Annotated in this window: 20 protein-coding genes; 11 read left to right on the forward strand and 9 right to left on the reverse strand. The window is 63.9% G+C overall.

Annotated elements, in window-relative coordinates:
• Positions 1-24 precede the first annotated feature (24 nt).
• The 7 genes from ACSQ3Z_RS26070 (at position 25) to ACSQ3Z_RS26100 (ending at position 5,396) form a co-directional block, all read left to right on the forward strand.
• A complete protein-coding gene (locus tag ACSQ3Z_RS26070; protein ID WP_436174175.1) occupies positions 25-399 on the forward strand; it encodes a hypothetical protein in 375 nt (124 codons plus the stop codon).
• Between the two features lie 167 nt (positions 400-566).
• On the forward strand, positions 567-863 hold the full coding sequence (locus tag ACSQ3Z_RS26075) for a putative quinol monooxygenase (RefSeq protein WP_436174176.1): 297 nt from the start codon (positions 567-569) through the stop codon (positions 861-863).
• A gap of 123 nt (positions 864-986) precedes the next feature.
• On the forward strand, positions 987-1,994 hold the full coding sequence (locus ACSQ3Z_RS26080) for a LacI family DNA-binding transcriptional regulator (RefSeq protein WP_436175144.1): 1,008 nt from the start codon (positions 987-989) through the stop codon (positions 1,992-1,994).
• 75 nt (positions 1,995-2,069) lie between these two features.
• On the forward strand, positions 2,070-2,861 hold the full coding sequence (locus ACSQ3Z_RS26085; RefSeq protein ID WP_436174177.1) for a 3-methyl-2-oxobutanoate hydroxymethyltransferase: 792 nt from the start codon (positions 2,070-2,072) through the stop codon (positions 2,859-2,861).
• Between the two features lie 7 nt (positions 2,862-2,868).
• Positions 2,869-3,873, forward strand: a complete 1,005-nt coding sequence (locus ACSQ3Z_RS26090) for a sterol desaturase family protein (protein ID WP_436174178.1) — start codon at positions 2,869-2,871, stop codon at positions 3,871-3,873.
• A gap of 115 nt (positions 3,874-3,988) precedes the next feature.
• Complete coding sequence (locus ACSQ3Z_RS26095; protein WP_436174179.1) at positions 3,989-4,930, forward strand: sugar ABC transporter substrate-binding protein; 942 nt, start codon at positions 3,989-3,991, stop codon at positions 4,928-4,930.
• Positions 4,931-5,081: 151 nt separating this feature from the next.
• Positions 5,082-5,396: a MocE family 2Fe-2S type ferredoxin gene (locus tag ACSQ3Z_RS26100; RefSeq protein ID WP_436174180.1), complete on the forward strand. Its 315-nt coding sequence runs from the start codon at positions 5,082-5,084 to the stop codon at positions 5,394-5,396.
• 247 nt (positions 5,397-5,643) lie between these two features.
• Here ACSQ3Z_RS26100 and ACSQ3Z_RS26105 read toward each other — a convergent pair whose 3' ends face one another.
• From ACSQ3Z_RS26105 to ACSQ3Z_RS26115, 3 genes are all read right to left on the reverse strand, one after another.
• The gene (locus tag ACSQ3Z_RS26105) at positions 5,644-6,123 is read right to left on the reverse strand and encodes an SRPBCC family protein (RefSeq protein WP_436174181.1); all 480 of its coding nucleotides are present in this window, start codon (positions 6,121-6,123) and stop codon (positions 5,644-5,646) included.
• A gap of 67 nt (positions 6,124-6,190) precedes the next feature.
• Positions 6,191-6,469 (reverse strand): hypothetical protein, encoded by a 279-nt coding sequence (locus tag ACSQ3Z_RS26110; RefSeq protein WP_436174182.1) that lies wholly within the window; start codon positions 6,467-6,469, stop codon positions 6,191-6,193.
• Positions 6,470-6,567: 98 nt separating this feature from the next.
• A complete protein-coding gene (locus ACSQ3Z_RS26115) occupies positions 6,568-7,314 on the reverse strand; it encodes a DUF899 domain-containing protein (protein ID WP_436174183.1) in 747 nt (248 codons plus the stop codon).
• A 119-nt stretch (positions 7,315-7,433) separates the two neighbouring features.
• On the opposite strand from ACSQ3Z_RS26115, the gene ACSQ3Z_RS26120 reads away from it, so the two are divergent.
• Positions 7,434-8,654, forward strand: a complete 1,221-nt coding sequence (locus ACSQ3Z_RS26120; RefSeq protein ID WP_436174184.1) for a helix-turn-helix domain-containing protein — start codon at positions 7,434-7,436, stop codon at positions 8,652-8,654.
• Between the two features lie 33 nt (positions 8,655-8,687).
• Positions 8,688-9,320 carry a Vgb family protein gene (locus tag ACSQ3Z_RS26125; protein ID WP_436174185.1) on the forward strand — a complete coding sequence of 211 codons (633 nt, stop codon included), beginning with the start codon at positions 8,688-8,690 and terminating at the stop codon, positions 9,318-9,320.
• 55 nt (positions 9,321-9,375) lie between these two features.
• On the opposite strand, the gene ACSQ3Z_RS26130 is transcribed toward ACSQ3Z_RS26125, so the two are convergent.
• Positions 9,376-9,681: a hypothetical protein gene (locus tag ACSQ3Z_RS26130; RefSeq protein ID WP_436174186.1), complete on the reverse strand. Its 306-nt coding sequence runs from the start codon at positions 9,679-9,681 to the stop codon at positions 9,376-9,378.
• A gap of 123 nt (positions 9,682-9,804) precedes the next feature.
• The gene (locus tag ACSQ3Z_RS26135) at positions 9,805-10,611 is read right to left on the reverse strand and encodes a class I SAM-dependent methyltransferase (RefSeq protein ID WP_436174187.1); all 807 of its coding nucleotides are present in this window, start codon (positions 10,609-10,611) and stop codon (positions 9,805-9,807) included.
• Positions 10,612-10,764: 153 nt separating this feature from the next.
• Here ACSQ3Z_RS26135 and ACSQ3Z_RS26140 point away from each other — a divergent pair, with 153 nt between their 5' ends.
• Positions 10,765-11,685 (forward strand): VOC family protein, encoded by a 921-nt coding sequence (locus tag ACSQ3Z_RS26140; RefSeq protein WP_436174188.1) that lies wholly within the window; start codon positions 10,765-10,767, stop codon positions 11,683-11,685.
• A 26-nt stretch (positions 11,686-11,711) separates the two neighbouring features.
• A complete protein-coding gene (locus ACSQ3Z_RS26145; RefSeq protein ID WP_436174189.1) occupies positions 11,712-12,317 on the forward strand; it encodes a sulfotransferase family protein in 606 nt (201 codons plus the stop codon).
• Between the two features lie 57 nt (positions 12,318-12,374).
• On the opposite strand, the gene ACSQ3Z_RS26150 is transcribed toward ACSQ3Z_RS26145, so the two are convergent.
• The 4 genes from ACSQ3Z_RS26150 to ACSQ3Z_RS26165 form a co-directional block, all read right to left on the reverse strand.
• Entirely contained in the window at positions 12,375-13,106 is a 732-nt protein-coding gene (locus ACSQ3Z_RS26150; protein ID WP_436174190.1) for a DUF2270 domain-containing protein, read from the reverse strand.
• Between the two features lie 488 nt (positions 13,107-13,594).
• The gene (locus ACSQ3Z_RS26155; protein ID WP_436174191.1) at positions 13,595-15,166 is read right to left on the reverse strand and encodes a BCCT family transporter; all 1,572 of its coding nucleotides are present in this window, start codon (positions 15,164-15,166) and stop codon (positions 13,595-13,597) included.
• A 450-nt stretch (positions 15,167-15,616) separates the two neighbouring features.
• Positions 15,617-16,618 carry a GlxA family transcriptional regulator gene (locus tag ACSQ3Z_RS26160; RefSeq protein WP_436175145.1) on the reverse strand — a complete coding sequence of 334 codons (1,002 nt, stop codon included), beginning with the start codon at positions 16,616-16,618 and terminating at the stop codon, positions 15,617-15,619.
• 254 nt (positions 16,619-16,872) lie between these two features.
• The gene (locus ACSQ3Z_RS26165; RefSeq protein ID WP_436174192.1) at positions 16,873-19,092 is read right to left on the reverse strand and encodes a diguanylate cyclase; all 2,220 of its coding nucleotides are present in this window, start codon (positions 19,090-19,092) and stop codon (positions 16,873-16,875) included.
• Positions 19,093-19,285: the final 193 nt, after the last annotated feature.

Here is a 19,285-nt window from a genome sequence, read left to right on the forward strand (position 1 = left end):
CCGGTCCATCAGGGGCGCAAGCAGGTGACCCACCGAACCTTCATAGCCTTGCTCATCTTGCTGGCCGCGGCAGTCGCCCTGTCGGCGACAGCGTTTCCGGGTTCGATGATCGGCTTCCTGTTCGGGGTCACAGTAGCCTTCTTCGTGGCAATACCTGGCGCGGCCATCGGCGACGCGCTGAAACAGGCCGGCGTCCCGGTAACAGGCGTGCAAATCGTTTGGGCCCTGGCCGGCCTCTACGCGCTGTTCGCCCTTGTGGCAGCCATGCAGACTTGGCGACGGCTCCGGCGTGCCGACCTGGGTGAGGCACGATCGGCGGGGCTGCGGCTGGCGCTCCTGCTGGCGCTGCCGTTGATGGCCTGGCTTTCGACGAACGCAATGGTGCGCGCCTGGCCGTGAGGCCTGGCTCAGGATTCCGCCGTTTGCCAGTCGTGCTCGTCCCTAGAGTATTCTGCAGCCGAATGCTATTTTCGGGTGTTCGCATAAAAATGGAAAAACAGATGGTTAGAGCAGCTTTCGGTTCCATGAGGACCGGAGCACATGACTTGAACCGATGGGAGGAAGTTATGACCGCCTACAATGTCGTCCGTTTTCGCACCAAGCCAGGCAAGGAAAAGGCTTTCGTCGAAGCGCATGAGAAAATCGCGCTCAACGCTGCCGGCTTTCGCAAGGGCGCCCTGATCAAGACCGGCGAGGGAACATTCTGCTTTGTCGGCGAGTGGAACGACATGGACAGCCTCGCCGCCGCGCGGCCATCGATGATCGGCCTTCTCGATACATTCCGCGATATGCTGGAAGACCTCGGCGGCAATCTCGGCGTCACGGACCCGGTCTCGGGGACGGTTGTCGCGGAAGTGCACTGAGGGCGGGCGCCCGCGCCGAAGCGCCAATCTCCTCCCTCGAGGGAGGAGATTGGCTGTTTTACCCGCCTTGGAAAACCCTCCGCCGCTGTCTAGGCTCCGGCATCGTCACCGCGGAGCGTCATCATTCCAAAGCCCACGTTCCTCGAGATCGCCCGCCGCGCCGGCGTCGGCACCGCAACCGTCGAGCGCGTGCTGAACGGGAGGGGCGGGGTGCGGCCCGCCACTGTCGAGAAGGTCGTCGCCGCGGCGCGTTCGCTCGACTATCCGCGCCGGCTCCCCGAGGCGCATCGCGGCGTCATCCGCATCGAGGTCATCCTGGTGCGACCGGACGCGACCTTCTTCGCCCGTCTTTCCCGTGCATTCGAGCGCATCGCCGCCACGCTCGACCGCACGATTGCCGTCCACCGCACCTTTCTTGACGAGGCAGACCCGGCGGCCATCGCCAGGCGCATTCTCGATCTCGATATGCGCCGCGCCGGCCTTATCCTCGCGGTTCCCGACCATCCGCTGGTCGGTGCGGCTTTGCGCAAACTCGAAGGCGAGAAGATCCCGACGGTGCAGATCGTCACCCAGATCACCGGCACCAGCAGCGCCTATGTAGGCATCGACAATTATGCGGCGGGCCGCATGGCTGGCCTGTTGATGGCGCGCATGCAACGGCGGCCGGGCAAGGTGGCGGCGATCTGCCACAGCCAGATCTACCGCGTCCACCAGGACCGCGTGCGCGGCTTCTTCGATTATCTGATCGAGGTCGGCGGCGGTGATTTTGAACCAGTCGCCGCGCTGTTCGGTTATGACGACGGCGACCGCAACGCCGAACAACTGCACGAGGCGCTGAAGCGCTGGCCCGACCTTGCCGGCCTCTACAATGCCGGCGGGGCCAATTCGGCGCTCAACGATGTCTTGCGCCGCCACGCCAGAGGGCGCGAAGTGTTCTTCGTTGGCCACGAGCTCACCGAGCGCAGTGCCGCCGCACTTCGCCAGGGCACCATGGATGTCGTGCTCGACCAGGCGCCAGAGGCGCAGGCCAGGCGCGCCATCGACCTCGTGCTGGCAAGGCTCAACCTGCACGACCTGCCTGTCGAAAACCCGCCGATCCGCTTCGTCACCTTCACCGCCGAGAACCTTTGATCTGATTTGATCAAGGAACAAGCGGCGCCCCGCCGGGCCCGGTGTTATCCCCTCTCTCAAACGGGAGGATGCACAGTGACGAGACGGCTGACGGTCAGTGATCTGCAAAGCCGGAAGGGCAGCCGCAAATGGCTGCAACTGCATGTCGACACGCCGGCCGAGGCGGCGGCGGCGGTTGCCTGCGACATCACCATCCTCTCCTGCGAGCCCGACCACAATCTCGAATTGATCCGCCAGACGGCACCCTTCGCCTTCCTCTCCGTCGGCATGCCGCATGGCGCGGTCGCTTCGCCGGACGAGGCGGTCCGGCACGGCTTCGCCATGACGAAGCGCGGCGCCGATGCCGTCTATTGCTCGCACTCGCCGCGCTTCATCGAGGCCATGGCGGCCGAAGGCATTCCCGTCACCGGCCATGTCGGCCTGGTGCCTAACCGCGCCACCTGGACCAATTTCCGTGCCGTGGGCAGGACCGCCGAAGAGGCCTTCAAGGTGCTGCGCGCCGTCAAGGATCTGGAGAATGCGGGTGCGGCCTGCATCGAGGTCGAGGTGGTGCCTGTCAGGCTAGCCGATCACGTCACCCGCGCCACGCCGCTGATCACCATGGGCATGGGCTGCGGCTCGGCGTGCGACACGCAATACCTGTTTTCCAGCGACGTGCTGGGCACACACACCGGCCACTATCCGCGCCATGCCAAGCGCTACGCCGACTTCGTCACACTGGAGGCGGAGCTGCAGGAAAAACGCATCGCCGCCTTCCGCGCCTTCGGCTGCGACGTGGCCGCGGGCAGCTACCCCGAAGCGACGCACCAGGTCGACATGGACGATGCCGCCTACGACCGTTTTTTGACCCTTTCCCAATCCCTGTGAGATTAGAATGGACGACCTGAAATACGGCACGCGCAACAAGCGGGGCGACTGGGCTCCGAACGAGCCGGCCGGCACCGCGCCGCTGTTCACCTTCCCGCCGCGCCCGCTGGCGCTGCTGAGATGGCTGCCGCACTATTTCCTGCCCTACAATCTGCTGTTCGCGCTCTCGGCGGTCGCGTGGTGGCACTACGTGCTGCCCGACGTCGAGGTGATGAAGACGCTGTCCGTCGGCTGGATCGTAAAACTGTTCCTCGTCAATTGCGCGGCGCTGCTTCTGTTTTTCGGCGCCTTCGAGCTCCGACTCTACATCTTGAGAACCCAGGGCAATCGCTTCAAATACAACGGCAAATGGCCGTCGGAGCAGAAGAGCAAGGCGTTCTTCTTCGAGAGCCAGAACCTCGACAATATGCTGCGCACTTTTGGCACCGGCATGCCGATCTGGACGGCGATCGAGGTCTTGATCCTCTACGCCTACGCCAATGGCTACGTGCCGTGGCTGACCTTCGCCGAGCATCCCGTCTATCTGTTCTGCCTGGTGCTCATCGCCCCGGTGATCCACGAGACGCATTTCTTCCTGCTGCATCGGGCGATCCACTGGCCGCCACTCTACAAATGGGTGCATTCGGTGCACCACAACTCCGTCAACCCGTCGCCGTGGTCGTCGCTGTCGATGCACCCCGTCGAGCAGTTCGGCTATCTCGGCGTTGCATTCTGGCACCTGATCATCCCGTCGAACCCGCTGCTCGCGCTCTACCAGCTCCACTATGCCGGCTTCGGCGCTATCCCCGGCCATGTCGGCTTCGACAAGGTCGAGCTCGGCGAAGACACCAGCATCGATAGCCACGCCTACATCCATTACCTCCATCACAAATATTTCGAAGTGAACTACGGCGACGGGCTCATCCCGTTCGACCGATGGTTGGGCACTTTCCACGACGGCGGCAAGGAAGGCGAAGCCCGCATGCAGGCCCGCTACGAGAAGAAGAAGGCGCGCGCCAACGCCGCCCAGTGAAAGCCCGACCAGACAGCCAGGCGAGGCGGTTCCGGCCGTCCTCGCAAGCCATCCCGCAAGGGCCGGAAGTCAAAGGAGGAGTGAACCGGCACTCCATCCGCAAGGGAGGAAAACCGTGAAGAAACTTTTCATTTCGACCGCGTTGGCGGCCTTGATGTCGACCAATGCGATGGCTGCAAAAATCGGCGTCAGCATCGTCAACTTCGACAACAATTTTCAGACGTTGCTAAGGGATGGCATGCAGGCCCGCGCCAAGGAGAAGGGCGCCGGCATCCAGGTCGAGGACGCGCAGAACGACGTCGCCAAGCAGCTCGACCAGGTGAAGAACTTCATCGCCAGCGGCGTCGACGCCATCATCGTCACGCTGGTCGACACCAATGCGTCAAGGACGCTCAGCGAGGAAGCTGCCAAGGCCGGTATCCCACTGGTCTTCGTCAACCTCGAACCGTCAGACATGGCGAACCTGCCGGAGAAACAGGTCTATGTCGGCTCCAACGAGGTGGAGTCAGGCACGCTGGAAGCGTTCGAGGTGTGCAAGATACTGCGCGCCAAAGGCAAGTCGGCAGGTGCCAACGCCTACATCGTCATGGGCAGCCTGGTTCACCAGGCGGCTCTGCAGCGGACCAAGGATGTCGAGCAGATCTTCGGCACCGACATGTGCAACTTCATCAAGATCGTCGACAAGCAGTCGTCCGAATGGTCGCGCGACAATGCGCAGAATCTGATGACCAACTGGCTGACCGCCGGTGGCGCGCCGGACGCCGTCATCGCCAACAATGACGAATCCGCCATCGGCGCCATCCTGGCGCTGAAGGCCAATGGCGTCGACATGAAGAACGTCGTCGTCGGCGGCATCGACGCCACCCAGGACGGGTTGCAGGCGATGAAGGCCGGCGATCTTTCGGTCACCGTGTTCCAGAACGCCAAAGGGCAGGGCGGTGGCGGTGTCGACGCGGCCCTTGCGCTGGCCAAGGGCGAGAAGGTCGACCGCGTTGTCTACGTGCCATTCGAGCTGGTGACGCCGGCGAACGCGGCTGAGTACCTCAACAAGAACTAAGCATGATCCCGAACCGAAAGGTCAGCGAAGCAAAAGGTGGGAACCGGTTTCGGAAAAGATCACGCGCAACAACAATAGTCCCAAGACTGGGGCCTCCGGGGCGGCCATCGTGTCCGCTCCGGAGGTCCGATCGGAATTGACCAGAGAGAAAATGACCAGCTGGATCAGGGCCTGCGGCCTCGACGACATCGAACAGGAAGGCGCGCGCCGCTTCGATCATGAGGGCCGCACCTACGCTGTCTTCCGCTCGCCGGATGACGAGGTGTTCTGCACCGACGGCCTGTGCACGCACGAAGCCGTCCACATCGCCGACGGTCTGGTCATGGACTACGAGATCGAATGCCCGAAACATTCCGGCGCCTTCGACTACCGCACCGGCGAAGCCAAGCGCCTGCCGCCCTGTATCAAGCTCCGCACCTATCCGGCAAAGGTCGAGGCCGGCGCCGTGCTGGTGGAGGTCGGCTGAGCGCGTGATCTTCCCTGCATGGGAAGGATGCCCAGCAGGGCAGAGAGGGGTGCCGCTCCTCCGTGGGTCGCCCGATCTCACCCTGGGCTGCCAAGCCGAGGGGGGCGATCCTTCGCACTCCTCTCTGTCCTGCCGGACATCTCCGCCTGGCGCTGGCTTGGCGCATGAAGCATCGCCAGGTCGCGTCTGCATCCGACGCTGGTCAGGCGCTACGCCCGGGTGCCCGGGCGGAGCCGAACTGAGGTATCTAAGCAACAAGCGTCCGTTCGCTGTCGGTCATGGGATCCCCGACATTGGGCTGCCCTTTGCCTGATGCAATCAGGCTGCGCAGACTGCCGTTGATATAGGTGCGCCATCCGTCGGAGCAGGCGTCGTAGCACTCATAGTCCGGAACCAGGCCCTGGTGGGTGAAGCGGACCTCGGTCTTGCCGTCCTTGCCGGAGATATCGAAGATCATCTCCGTGCCCGTCCATTCGGTCTTGTCCTCGGTAAAACTGAAATAATTGTCCAGCACGCGCCAGGCGACCTTCTTGCCGGGGACGAGCTCCGTCACCTTGATCTTGCAGCGGTGGAGATCGCTATAGTGATAGTCGAAGTCTTCCCCGGATTTGTCGGTTCGGCCTTGGATTTCTTCCGACCACCATCCGCGGACATTGTTGATGGCCGCGAAGGCTGCTTCCGGAGTCTGGTCCACCGTGAAGGCGGTGGTGAAATTGCGGTTGGTCATGACTGTCTCCTGTTTCGTGATGGGTCTGCTTGTCAGCGATCAAAAGGGTTCAAATGGCTGAGATCGGTCATTCCCGGCCCGGGCGTGCCTGCCGGCCGGAAATCACCCGCAGCCAGGGCGCCAGGTGGAAGGCGCTCATCAATAGATACATCGCCGGCATTCCGGTGAGCGGCGAGGCATTCGCGTCCATGCACAGCATGGCCGCATCGCTACCCTGAACGCAGGTGAGCAGCGCCATCAGCGCAAAGGTCGGTGCCGCGGCGAGGCACAGCCTGTCGGCGGTGCCAAGGGCGTTTGCTCGTTCACCGGGGATCGCGTCGCCGGCACCTGCATGGATCTCGCTCATGGTCTCTTTCCCTTGATAGAGCGCAATTGCGCCACTGGCACATGTCAGGGGAGGCGCCCGCTTGCCGACGGCATCGGGCGTCCTGCCAAATCCACCTGCTAGGCGTTGTCCCGGAACGCTGCCTCTCCGGCAGCAGACACTTCGGCCCATTTCTTGTCGGGCGCGGCATCGTAATTGTCGTGCCAGTTCCACCATTTGTAGGTCGGGGTTTGCGGATAGCCTTCGGGCGAGTCCTCCCAGACCTCCTGGCGGCCGAGCGCCGTGGCGTCGAGGTAGCTCCAGACGGTGCCCATCGCCTCATCGCCGCGGCTGTTGATGAGGTAGGTGCGGAAAATGCGCTCGCCGTCGCGGATGAACACGTTGTGGCCGTGCCATTCGTCGACGCCGAAGTCTTTATCGAAGCTGTCGGTGATGGTGTACCAGGGCATCTCCCAGCCCATCCGCTTCTTCAGCCGCGCGATGTCGGCCTGCGGGGCGCGCGAGGCGTAGACGAGTGTGGTGTCGCGGGCGTTGAGATGGGCGAGGTTGCCGACCTGGTCGGCGCCCAGCGAACAGCCGCGGCAGGCGTGATCGGGCCAGCCATAGACCCCCGGCTCGAAGAAGGCGCGGTAGACGATCAGCTGACGGCGGCCTTCGAAGAGGTCGAGCAGGCTGGCCTTTCCCTCGGGCCCCTCGAACGCATATGTCTTGTCCACGCTCATCCATGGCATCCGCCGGCGTTCGGCGGCCAGCGCGTCCTTGGCGCGGAGCGTGGCCTTCTCCTTCACCAGCAGCTTTTTGCGCGCGGCCTCCCATTCCTGCTGCGAAACAACAGGTGGTGTCTTCATTGCGGTGTGCTTGGTCATGGTCTTCTCCTTTGCCAGTCTGTTGTCGCGTCGTTGCGACGTGTTGTTGCTTGCTGATGGTGAGATAGAGTAGGGGCGCTGCGCCGGAAGGTGGGAGTTACAAGTGTGACGGGATTTGAATGGACTCGCTGATTACCGCGGCAGGGCTGGCGCTGGCGGCCGGTGATCCGCTCGGCGCGCTCGACCGCGTCGCCTTGCGCGAGGATGCGCCGGCCCTGGCGCTGCGCGGCATCGCCATGGCGCAGCTCGGCGATCTCGATCGCGCCAAGCTGCTGCTGCGGCGGGCGGTGCGCGGCTTTGGTCCGAAAGAGGCCGTGGCGCGCGCCAGATGCGTCGTCGCCGAAGCCGAGATCGCGCTGGTCTCGCGCGATCTCGGCTGGCCGGCGAAGACGCTAGACGCGGCGCGGGCAACGCTGGAAAAGCATGGCGACCGGCTGAATGCGGCGCACGCCGGGCACCTCACGGTGCGGCGCCTGCTGCTGATCGGTCGCCTCGACGAGGCCGAGCGCGTGCTGGCCGGGCTCGACCCGGCGCCGCTTCCGCCGGCCTCGCGGGCCGCGCACGAGCTCGCCGTCGCCGGGATCGCGATGCGGCGCCTCAGGACGAAAGCCGCGCGCGAGGCGCTGGAGTGGGCGAGGCTGGCCGCGAACCGGGCCGGCATTGCCGGGCTGACGGCGGAGGTCGACAGTGCCTTCCTGGCGTTGGAGACGCCCGCGGCGCGACTAATCGCCAACGGTGACGAGCGCCCGCTGCTGCTCGAGGAGGTCGAGGCGTTGCAGGCTTCGCCGGCGCTGGTCGTAGACGCCTTGCGCTATCTCGTGCACAAGCACGAAACGACAATCTCGCTGGCAACGCGCCCGGTGTTGTTTGCGCTGGCGCGGGCGCTCGCCGAAGCATGGCCGGCGGACGTGTCGAGAGAGGAACTCGTGGCGCGGGCTTTCGGCGGCAAGCACGCCGATGAATCGCATCGCGCCAGGCTGCGGGTCGAGATCGGCCGGCTGCGCGCCGAGCTGCGGATGCTGGTCGACATCGGCGCGACCAAGCGAGGATTCGCGCTGGCGCCGCGCCAGGCTGGCCAGGTGCTGGTGCTGGCGCGGCCGATCGAGGAGCGGCACGCTGCGGTGCTGGCCTTCCTTGCCGATGGCGAATCCTGGGCAAGCTCGGCGCTGGCGCTGGCGCTTGGCGCCGGACAGCGCAGCGTGCAGAGGGCACTGGAGCAACTCGCCCTGACGGGCAAGGTGCAGTCATTCGGGCACGGGCGGGCGCGCCGCTGGATGACGCCGCCGGTGGCGGGATTCACGACCACCTTGTTACTCCCGGCGCCGCTGCCGAACGGCTAGGAAGGTACGACCAGACATGGCGAGGACAAAGACATGAAACATGCAGCCGCTGAAATCCTGCGCGAATACGGACCCTTTCCGGGCGTCGACGCCGTACACGGGGTGAGCTTTGACGGAAAAAATGTCTGGTTTGCCTCGGGTGAAAAACTGACCGCCTTCGACCCGGCGAGCGGTGAGACGCTGCGCTCGATCGATGTCGCCGCCCATGCCGGCACCGCCTATGACGGCAAGCACCTGTTCCAGCTTGCCAAGGACCGGATCCAGAAAATCGACCCCGACACCGGCCAGGTGCTGGCCACCATTCCGGCGCCCGGCGGCGGCGGCGATTCCGGTCTCACCTGGGCCGAGGGTACGCTCTGGGTGGGGCAGAACCGGGAGCGCAAGATCCACCAGATCGATCCCGAGACAGGGGTAGTCCTGCGCACCATCGAATCCAACCGCTTCGTCACCGGCGTGACATGGGTCGACGGCGAATTGTGGCACGGCACCTGGGAAGGCGACCAAAGCGACGTGCGGCGCGTCGACCCGCAGACGGGAAAGGTCCTGGAGAAGCTGGACATGCCGGCCGGCACCGGCGTGTCCGGGCTCGAATCCGACGGCAGCGACTGCTTCTTTTGCGGCGGTGGACCCGGCGGGGTGGTGCGGGCGGTGCGCCGGCCGAGGTAACGACCGAAGGGTCAAGCCTGATGCCGTTGCCCTGGCTGTCGCCGACCGCTCCCGCTTATATGCCGGAGCCGTCGAGCAGCGGCACGTCTTCGCCTTCCCAGGGCGCCGGCATCGACGCCCGGCCCGGATTGGCCCTTGGCAGCGGCATCCAGCATTTCAGCTCCGGGTCGGCATATTCGACCACGCGTCCCGGCGAGGAGTCGGAGGCGCGCCAGCCTTCGGCGCCGAACTGGTCGGCGCGCGACCAATAGGCCATGTCGACCTCCGCCGGTCCCTGTTCGGTTGGGCGCACCGTGACCAGGATGCGGCTGCCGTCCCGTGGCGCGCTCGACATGTGACGCCACTGATCGGGTTCGTCCATTGCATTTCCTCCCTGCAGTCTGCGCCGGCTGGCTAGACCCGATAGTCGCTTCGTGCCTGGAAGCGGTCAACCCGAACTTTGCGCTCGGGAGCGATATCGTTCCTGGTCTGGCGCAGCGAACCGTCAGCTTACCTTGGCCCGCACCGCCCAGGCCCTGGTTTTCATGGGGATTGATCCGTCCTCGCCGCGCGGCAGGCTGTCGCGCAGCTTCTCCATCAGGCGCTGGCGTGCGTGCGGCTCGAGGCTCATGCAATAGCCCGGCGCCGGCCCTGCGCCCAGCGTGAAAGGACGCCAGTAGTCGTCAAAGTCCTTGAACACAGCCGGCATTTCGATCTGGGTCCAGTCGACGGAAACCAACCCAGCCTTGCTCGCGAGGTCGGTCAATCCGTCCGGTGTGCAGAATGGAAAGCGTTTGTCCTCGGTAAGGTCATTGGCACCGGGGTCGAGGGCCTTCGCTTCTGTCCAGAAGGCCCGCATGAATTCCACGCCGCCGCCGGGATAATCCCATACATAGAATCCGATCGTCGCTCCGCCGCGGGCGACCCGCCGCATTTCCGCCAGCGCCTTCTGCTTGTCTTGAATGAAGTTGAGAACCAGCGCGGACACGACCACGTCCTTGCTGCCCGATTGGACCGACAGCGCCTGCGCATCGCCCTGGACAAACTCGACACGGCCGTCAGGCACGTTGGCGCGCGCCTTGGCGAGAAAGCCCTCCGAGGGGTCTATCGAGACCAGGCTCGCGGGGTTGCAACGCGCAAGGATCGCCGCGGACAGCGCTCCGGTTCCGCACCCCACCTCCAGCCAATCCAGCCCCTCGGGCGGATCGAGCCAATCCAGGAAGAGGGGAGCGATCTGACGGCTCCATCGCCCCATATAGAGGTCGTAGCTGTCTCCGGCCTGCCAGGCGTCGTGACGCGTTGCCTGAGCCATCGCAATCTCCCTAGCGAGATATTTTCAGACCCTTGGACCCAGGATACGCCCGCCTCCCTCGCAGGACCAGAGGGACGCACGGTGGATGACTTTGCGCGAGACAGCTATATCGTTCAAAGCTAATGTTCGGAGGCTGCAATCCGGACAAGGTCGATGAGCGAAGAACTGCGGTCGATGAGCGAAGAATTGCTGGCCAGCGCCACCCATCTCGGTCCGGTGCATCTGCGCGTCGTCGATATCGCGGCGGCCTTGCCGGTCTGGGTCGACGCGGTCGGCCTGGCGGTGCTTGGCGACGATGGCGCAGCAGTCGAACTCGGCGTCGACGGCAAGGCGCTGATCGTGCTGCACGCCGGGGCGGATTTGGTCCTGCCGCCGAAGGCGCGCGATCTCTTCCATGTCGCCGTGCATGTAACGACGCGCAAGGAGTTGGCGCGCGTTGCCGCTCGGCTCAAGGCATCGGGCCTGAGGTATAGCGCCCAGGATCACCTGATCTCGGAATCCCTCTATGTCTCCGACCCGTCCGGCAACGGTATCGAGATCTGCTTCGACACGCCCGAGCGCTATGCCTCGAGAGAGGAGGCCGCGGACGGCCGCGTCTCGCTGATCGCCAGGGATGGCAGCGCGCATTCCGGTCTCGAGCCGTTGGATATCGCGGGCTTGCTGCGCGAGCTCGGCAATTCCGGCCATGTCGAACCCATGCTGGCGGCCGATGCCCTCATCGGCCACATCCATATGCGCGCCCGCTCGCCGGAAGCGCTGATGGCATTCTATCTCGGCGTGCTCGGCTTCAGGCCGCACATCCAGTCCCGCTCGTTCGGCCTGTTCGACTGCGGCACCGCCCGGCGCCCGCACATGGTCGCCTTCAACATCTGGGCCCGCGACGACCTGCGCGAGCCGCCGCCCGGTGCCGCCGGCCTCGACCATTTCACCGTGGTGGTTCCATCGGCCGACGATCTCGCTGCGGTCGCGCGGCGACTCGGCGACGCGCACCTGCCTTCGACGCAAACGGATGGGGCACTGCACCTCGCTGATCCCGAGGGCAACCGCCTGCGGATCGTGGTGGCAGGAGACTGATCTTCTCGATCAAGGGGAGGGGTGGCATGGCGATCAAGGTAATAGGAACCGGCTTCGGCCGTACCGGTACGGATTCGATGCGCGAGGCGCTGGCGATCGTCGGCTTCGGCCCCTGCCACCACATGGTCGCGGTCAACACCAACGAGGAGCAGAAGCGGCTGTGGCGCGCCGTGGCGAAGGGCGAGGCGCCCGACTGGGACAGGCTGTTCTCCGGCTATGTCTCCTGCATGGACTGGCCGTCGGCATACTACTGGCGGGAGCTGATCGGCTTCTATTCCGATGCCCGCGTCATCCTCACCTGGCGTTCGCCCGAAAGCTGGTGGGAGAGTTTCGAAAAGACGATCGTCGCCGGCATCGCCACCAGCCTGGATCCGGATTCCCTTGGCGTCGCGCTGATCGCGAAGCAGGTCTTCGCCGGCCAGCCGCAGGATCGCGCGGCCGCGATCGCCGCCTACGAGGCCAATGTCGAGGCGGTCATCGCCACCGTGCCGGCCGAGCGCCTGCTGGTCCACAGGCTTGGCGATGGCTGGGATCCGCTCTGCGCCCATCTCGGCGTTCCCATACCAGACCAGCCCTATCCCAACCGCAACAATACGAAGGACTTCCGCTCGACATGGCTGTCGCTGAAATAGAAACCAAAGACCGGGTTCCACTTTTTGCCTTCGCGGACCTTCGGTTCGGGATCATGCTCAGACATGCACGGTGCCGTGCGAAAGTTCGCCTTCCTCGCTGCTGAGGAGGAAGGCCGCGGCGAGCATGGCGGCATAGCAGAACCCCACGATGCACGCGACGACGATGCCGGACACCGGACCGAGCGATGCTACCCGCATCGCGTCGAGGAACGAGGCGCCGAAACCGATTGGGGACCCTTCGCGTTGCAGGCTGGGCGTCGTGATCTTCAGCACCCAGGCCAGCATCAGGATCGTGTACATGAAGATGTAATTGCGGCGCAGCCGCCGCACCAGCGCCGCCCGCTGCGAGATCAGGAAGCGTGGCGAGCGCAGGCCTTCGCCGACGATGGCCAGCCAGTTTGAGGCGTAATCCGGCTGCGGCGAGAAGATCTGCGCGAAGTAGTAGCGCTCGAACTGGCGCACCCTGGCCCGGTAGACGTCGAAAAAGCGATAGCGCCGCGCCTCGATCCACAACAGCAGCGTAATCAAAAGCATGGCGAAGAGCAGCACGCCGTGATGGGCACTTGGCGTCGACAGCGATACCGACAGCATCGCGGCGACAACCGTGATCGCCCAGTTGCTGGTCCGGTCGAGCCTGTCACGCCAGCCAGCCATGCGGCCGATTTCGGCGCGATGGAAATGCGACATCGTCGTTGCCAGTTCCGATGAGGTGAGCTTCATCGCGAACGCATCCGACGCCCGCGGCGCTGCTGCCGCCTCGGTGGATTTCACGGTCTGGACCTGGGACATCCCCTGCCATGCGCCTCCCGAACGCAGTGGCCGGCCGAAAAGACACCGGCCACATCCCAAAGACCATAACGCGCGGTCGGCTGAAACGTTCCAGCGCGGCTCAGAATGTCTGGCGTGGAAAAGTAGGTGACCGACGATCGGGGGGCGGGGGTGGGTTTCGCCGGTCACCCAGGACGGGGGGCCATGAACAAAGAAAGCGTAGGCCCTGAGCCCATTATGCCATTGGCATGGCTGTGAGAACAGCCTTCTCTGATGGTCAGTTCCAGAACGCCTGAACGCGGCTCGCCGCCGCTGAGCCAAACTTGCGGGTCGGTTATCATCTTGGCTCCCTTCGAGCGCTCAGTTGGATTTTGGTTCTGGCTTGATCCTTGTCGCGCTGCCGGCGGCGATGAGGAGCGACGATCGCGGCGGGGCGACTACCGGCCAACTGCACCTGAAGTTCGATTCTCAGGTGCGGTTTGTTGGCCGCCTGGATGGCGGACCGTAGCCTACTCTGCCGCGACTGCTGCGGTCAGAAGCGAGGCTTCGGGCAGGGGAGAGCCGGGTTCGCGCCGTCCTTCGAGGTCGTCCAGCAGCGCCATCCACAGCGAGATGCACAGCCCGAGCATCACGACGAGGAAGGGTGCTGCGGCGATGATCGACGCGGTCTGCAGGCCCTCCAGGCCTCCCATCACCAGCAACACGCAGGCCGACGCTCCCGCAAGGACGCCCCAGAGGACGACGACGATGCGCGCGGGCTCGAGCGTGCCGCGAGACGACAGCATGCCCATCACGATCGAGGCGGCATCCGCTCCCGAGATGAAGAAGATGGCGACCAGGAAGATCGCGACGAACGAGGTGAGCGCAGTTGCTGGATATTGTTCGAGCAAAGCAAACAGCGAGATGGCAGCACCCTGATTGTTGACCGCCTCGACAAGACCGCCGACCCCCATCAGTTCGGAGTGCAGCGCGGTGCCGCCCATGATGGTGAACCAGAGGAAGGTCACGCCGCTCGGAATGAGCAGAACGCCGGTGATGAACTCGCGGATCGTCCGCCCCTTGGAGATGCGCGCAATGAAGACGCCGACGAAAGGCGCCCACGAAACCCACCAGGCCCAGTAGAAGATCGTCCAGCTGCCCAGCCATTTGCCGTCGCTGAAGGCAGCGGTGCGGAACGACATGGTGACGAGATCGGCCAGGTAGTCGCCAAGCGCTTCGGTGAAGGTGTTGAGGATAAAGATAGTCGGACCGACGACGGCCAGGAACAGCAGCAACGCGGCGGCGACCACCATGTTCATGTTGCTCAGGAACTGAACGCCCTTGCCCACCCCGGACACCGCCGAAAGGATGAACAGCACCGACAGCACCGCGATGATCGTAAGGGCAATGGCTGTCCCTTCGCCGGTTCCCCAGAGAAAATTCAGCCCGCTGTTGATCTGCTGTGCGCCAAGGCCGAGCGATGTCGCCGTGCCGAATAGTGTGGCGATGACGGCGAGAATATCGATCGTCTTGCCGATCGGCCCGTTGACCGCGTTGCCGAGCAAGGGTGTGAATGCGCTCGAGATCAGGATTGGCAAGCCCTTGCGGTGGGTGAAGTAGGCAATCGCCAGACCGACAATGGCATAGATCGCCCAAGGGTGCAGCGCCCAATGAAAATAGGAATATTTCATCGCGACCAGCGCAGCTTCCTTGGTTTGCGCGGCCGCCAGCCCGTGAGGCGGTGCGCCAAAATGGAAGACTGGCTCGGCAACGCCCCAGAACATCAGGCCGATGCCCATGCCGACGCTGAACATCATGCATACCCACGAAACCGTCCGGAATTCGGGAAGTTCGCCATCGGCCCCAAGCCTGATCTTGCCGAAACGGCTGACCGCTAGGAACCCGGCAAAGACCAGGAATAACGCGGTCGAGACAACAAAGCCCCATCCGAAACCGTTGATGATCGCCGAAAGAATAGCTTGGGTGACTGAGGCGAGACTATCCGGAGCCACCGCTCCCCATGAGATGAACGCGGCCGTTATCGCTATGGCCGGCCAGAATACCGCTGGGTCTACGCCTCGTAGTCTGCTTGCAGTCGACATGCTTGACCTCCCAGATCTATTTCGTAACTATTTCGTGAAAACTTCCCCTTGGACGACAAAGACCGACCTCTTGCGAGGCCAAGGTCGCGCACGGCGCACTTGGAGCTTCTGCAATTGGCGTCGTTTTGGAAGTGTCGGATTTGGCGCTCTCCTACCACACCCATGAGGGTAGAAAGGGCAAGCAGAGGGGATAGGAGAAGCCGGCGGGTGAGTAGGGAGCCCGGTAGATCTCGGGTAGGGCTAAGCCTACCCGGGCAAGGCAAGCCTCCCCAATCAGAAGCGGGTATCAGGTATCGCAACAAGCCGTGCATGCTGCGGAGCGGCTAAACGTGCTTTGCGAAGCCTGTGTCGAGTCAGCCGGATTTGGTCGCTGTGCTTGCGCGGCGCGACATTCATGGACGCGCAAACTGCTTGGCTAACTGGCCGTGAAAGTCACAAAACTGGTGACGTTTATGCCGCGGCGGGGTGTTTCCTGTCCAGTCGTTCCTGCTGCGGCGTATGTGCGTAGAGCTCGCGGTAGCATTTTGAAAAATGCGACGCCGAAACGAAGCCGCACGTGGCGGCCACTTCGACTATGGGCAAGGATGACTGGATCAGCAGATTCCGCGCGCGCTCAAGGCGGATATCCAAATAATAGCGGGCGGGGGAGCGACCCATCTCGACGTGGAACAGACGCTCGATCTGCCGTCGCGACAGTCCGACTTGGTCGGCAATATCACCAATCGATATCGGTTCGGACGGATTGGCATCCATAAGTTCTATGATTGTCAGCACCTTGGAGTTCTGAATGCCGAGCCGTGCTCGCAGAGGAAGCCGCTGGCGATCGCTCGGGCTGCGTACTCGATCGGTCAGCACCTGCTCACATACGTGCCTGACCAGAGAATCGTCGAAATCATCGCCGATCAGCTTCAACATCATGTCGAGGGCAGCCGTGCCGCCGGCGCATGTATAAATATTCTGGTCGACCTCAAAAAGGTCGGCAAAAACGTTGGCCTCCGGAAATGCCTCGGCGAAGCCCGGCAGGTTTTCCCAGTGGATGGCGCAGCGTTTGCCCGAGAGCAATCCGGCAGCCGCCAGCACATGCGCACCGGTGCAGAGGCCGCCGATCGCAACGCCGCGATTATGTTCCTCGCGCAACCAGGCAAAGGCCGACTTGTTCGAATAACGTTCGATGTTGATGCCGGTGCAGACGATGACCATCGATAGCCTGTCGGGGCCAGCCATCTTACGCCGCTCGTCCTCCAACGACGTGTTTACGGCACACAACACGCCGTTCGAAGCGGACACGGGCTGCCCGTCGATACTGGCTAGCCGCCACTTGTAGGCTTCGTAGCCGAGCATCCGGTTGGCGATCCGGATCGGCTCCAGCGCGGTCGCAAAGGCGACCATGGTGAAATCGGGCACCAGGAAGAAGACGAGCGAGCGCTTGATCGGATGTTCAGCTGTGTTCACTGTGGCTATCGACGCCAGTATTTTCTTTGTTCGTCCTGAGGATACGAATGGATTGCGGCTCGTGACGGTCGAATTGCGCACATTCATGTTCGAGAGCCGTCGCGATGCCACCATCACGCCATCCTACCGCTACAACTGCCCAGACCCGGGTTCGCAAGATTGATATTCCAAGCCTGTCGTGCTGGCCTTGGCGGCTTGGCTGATCTGGCTGTTCTGGCTCTAGACCGAGCTGGCGCGTTCGCGTTGCGCGTCCTTCAGCCCTTGAGGTCCGCCCCCGCTTTCGCGGCCGATACCAGCTGGATCGAAGGCCGCTCACCGGGGGAGCCGCTCTTGGCGACGACGACCCGGTCGCGTCCTTCGCCCTTGGCATCGTACAGCGCATGATCGGCGGCATTGGTGATCTCGGCCCAGCCGGCTCCATGCTCGGGGTAGGCGGCGACCCCGAAAGAAACCGTCACGGTGCCCAGCGTGCGGCCGCGATGCGTCAGGTGAAGCTGCCTGATGGCCTGGCGCAGTGTTTCTGCCCGCTCGGCACCTTCCTCGAGCGAACATCCCGGCATGACGATGGCGAATTCCTCACCGCCATAGCGGGACACGACGTCACTGTCCCTGGCGTGCTCGATCAATGTGGCGGCGACCTGCTTCAGCACAAGGTCGCCGGCCTCGTGGCCGAACGTGTCGTTGAACTGCTTGAAATGATTCACGTCGAGCATGAGGATCGTCAGCGGCTGCGCCGAGCGCTCCATCCGGCGCAGTTCGCGGCTGCTGGTTTCCTCGAGATAGCGCCGGTTGAACAGGCCGGTGTTCGGATCGCGGATCGACTGCTGCCGCAGCGTCTCGCGCAGGCGCAGATTGGCCAGCGCCAATGCCAGCGTGTCGACGACACCGCGCAGGATCTGCTGCCTTTCAGCCAGCCATTGCGGCTTGTCGGCCGCATTCGGCTCGCACAGATGCAGGATTCCCAGCGTCTCGCCTTGCGCCGCCAGCGGCATGCAGACGTAGCCCTTCTTGCCGTTCTCGGTGATATGGGCGCAGCGCGGCGTCAGCATGCCAGGGCCGGCGACATGCTCCTGGCCGCGGCGCAGCGCCCAGCAATCCTCCGGGGCAAACTGGGTGACGCTCGACCGGACGTCGCCCCAATGCGCCATCTCCTCGACCAGGTTGCGCGAGGCGCTGGTCAAATGCACGGTTCCGCTCAAGCCGCCCAGGAATTCGGTCATGGCGGTGCCGACCACTGCGAAGGCTTCCGGGAAGGTGACGCAGGCCTGCAACAGCTCGCCAAGCTTCACCAGGCGGGTCGTGGTTTCCGACTTCTCGTGCAGCTCGCGGTTGAGGATTGCCAGCTGATCGGCACGCTCGTTGACGACCCCTTCGGCGCGGCGCAACTCGCTGATGTCGTTGAGCGTGAGGACCAGACCGCCGCCGGATCGGCTTAGCGGACTGCAACTGGCGATCACAGGCAGATGCGAACCGTCCGATTTGGTCAGGCGCACCTCGCCCTGGTGCTGGCGGCCGGTGGCCAAAGCCATTTCGACGGGAGAAGCACCGGCCGCGAACGCACCGCCTCTCGGGTCGCGCACCGTCAGCACCGCATCCCATTGCTGCCCGACGATCTTGTCGGCGCGCCGTCCGACCATCGTTGCCGCCGCCGGATTGGCGCTGGCGATACGGCCGTCGCCGTCCAGCACCGCGATGCCTTCGGCCGCCGTCTCGACGATATCCTCGACATGCGCCCGCGCCGATGCAAGCTGGTCCGCCATCGTGTTGAACCCATCGGCCAGCTGCCCGAATTCATCCTTGCGGGCATGGCTGATGCGCGTCATGGCATTGCCTTTCGCCAGCGCTTCCATGCCGCGTATCATGTCGTTGAGGCCGGCGCCGAAACGGCTGAGCAGCATCCATGCAAACCCCACCGCGACCAGCACGGCCGCCGCCGCGCTGAGGCCAACCAGCCAGAGCAGGCTGTTGGTGCGCTGTTCGGCGGCATGCAGGACGGGGTCATATTCCAGCAGCACGGCGCCGATGATCGTATCGGCGGGATATTCGATCGGCACGGCCAGTATGGCGATGACTTCCTCCGGGTCGACAAACCTGCGCGGGATGCCGTCTTCCAGCGTCTGGCCGATTTCGTTGCCGGGGTCGTGCTCGAATTTGCCGCCGACATGGTGCTCTTCGTCGGCGGCATGGGCGACGATGATCTTGTTGCGGTCGAGGACCAGGAAATCCCGGTGCAGGCGGCGATGCTGGTGCTGCATGAATTGCTTGAGCGCGTCAGGTCGCTCGAACAGCGAAGGCGTCCCGTCGGATGATTTGAAGACAATCGTGTCGGCCAGTTCCTGGGCGACATTGGTTGCTTCGGTCAGTCCCAGATATTTGGTCGCCGCGATCTGCGTGAAGATGGCGACGCCGCCAACCAGCCCGATCAGGGCCGCGGCGCTCACCATGCTGAGGATGATCTGGCTTCTAATGCGCATGGCACGAATCCGCCGGGAATGCCGGCGTCCTATGTGCTGGATCGAGCCTGTATTTCATTGTCGGTGTTTTATTACCAAATGCTTATTAACGTACTAACGGCGACCAGGCCCGAAGCCTGTCCCGCAGCGTTTTCACGAGCGATCAAAGATGGGTGATTGCCGACCCGCCGTCCGACAGCATGCCGAGGCCGCT

Source organism: Mesorhizobium sp. LjNodule214 (assembly GCF_964252735.1).
Classification (GTDB): Bacteria; Pseudomonadota; Alphaproteobacteria; order Rhizobiales; family Rhizobiaceae; genus Mesorhizobium.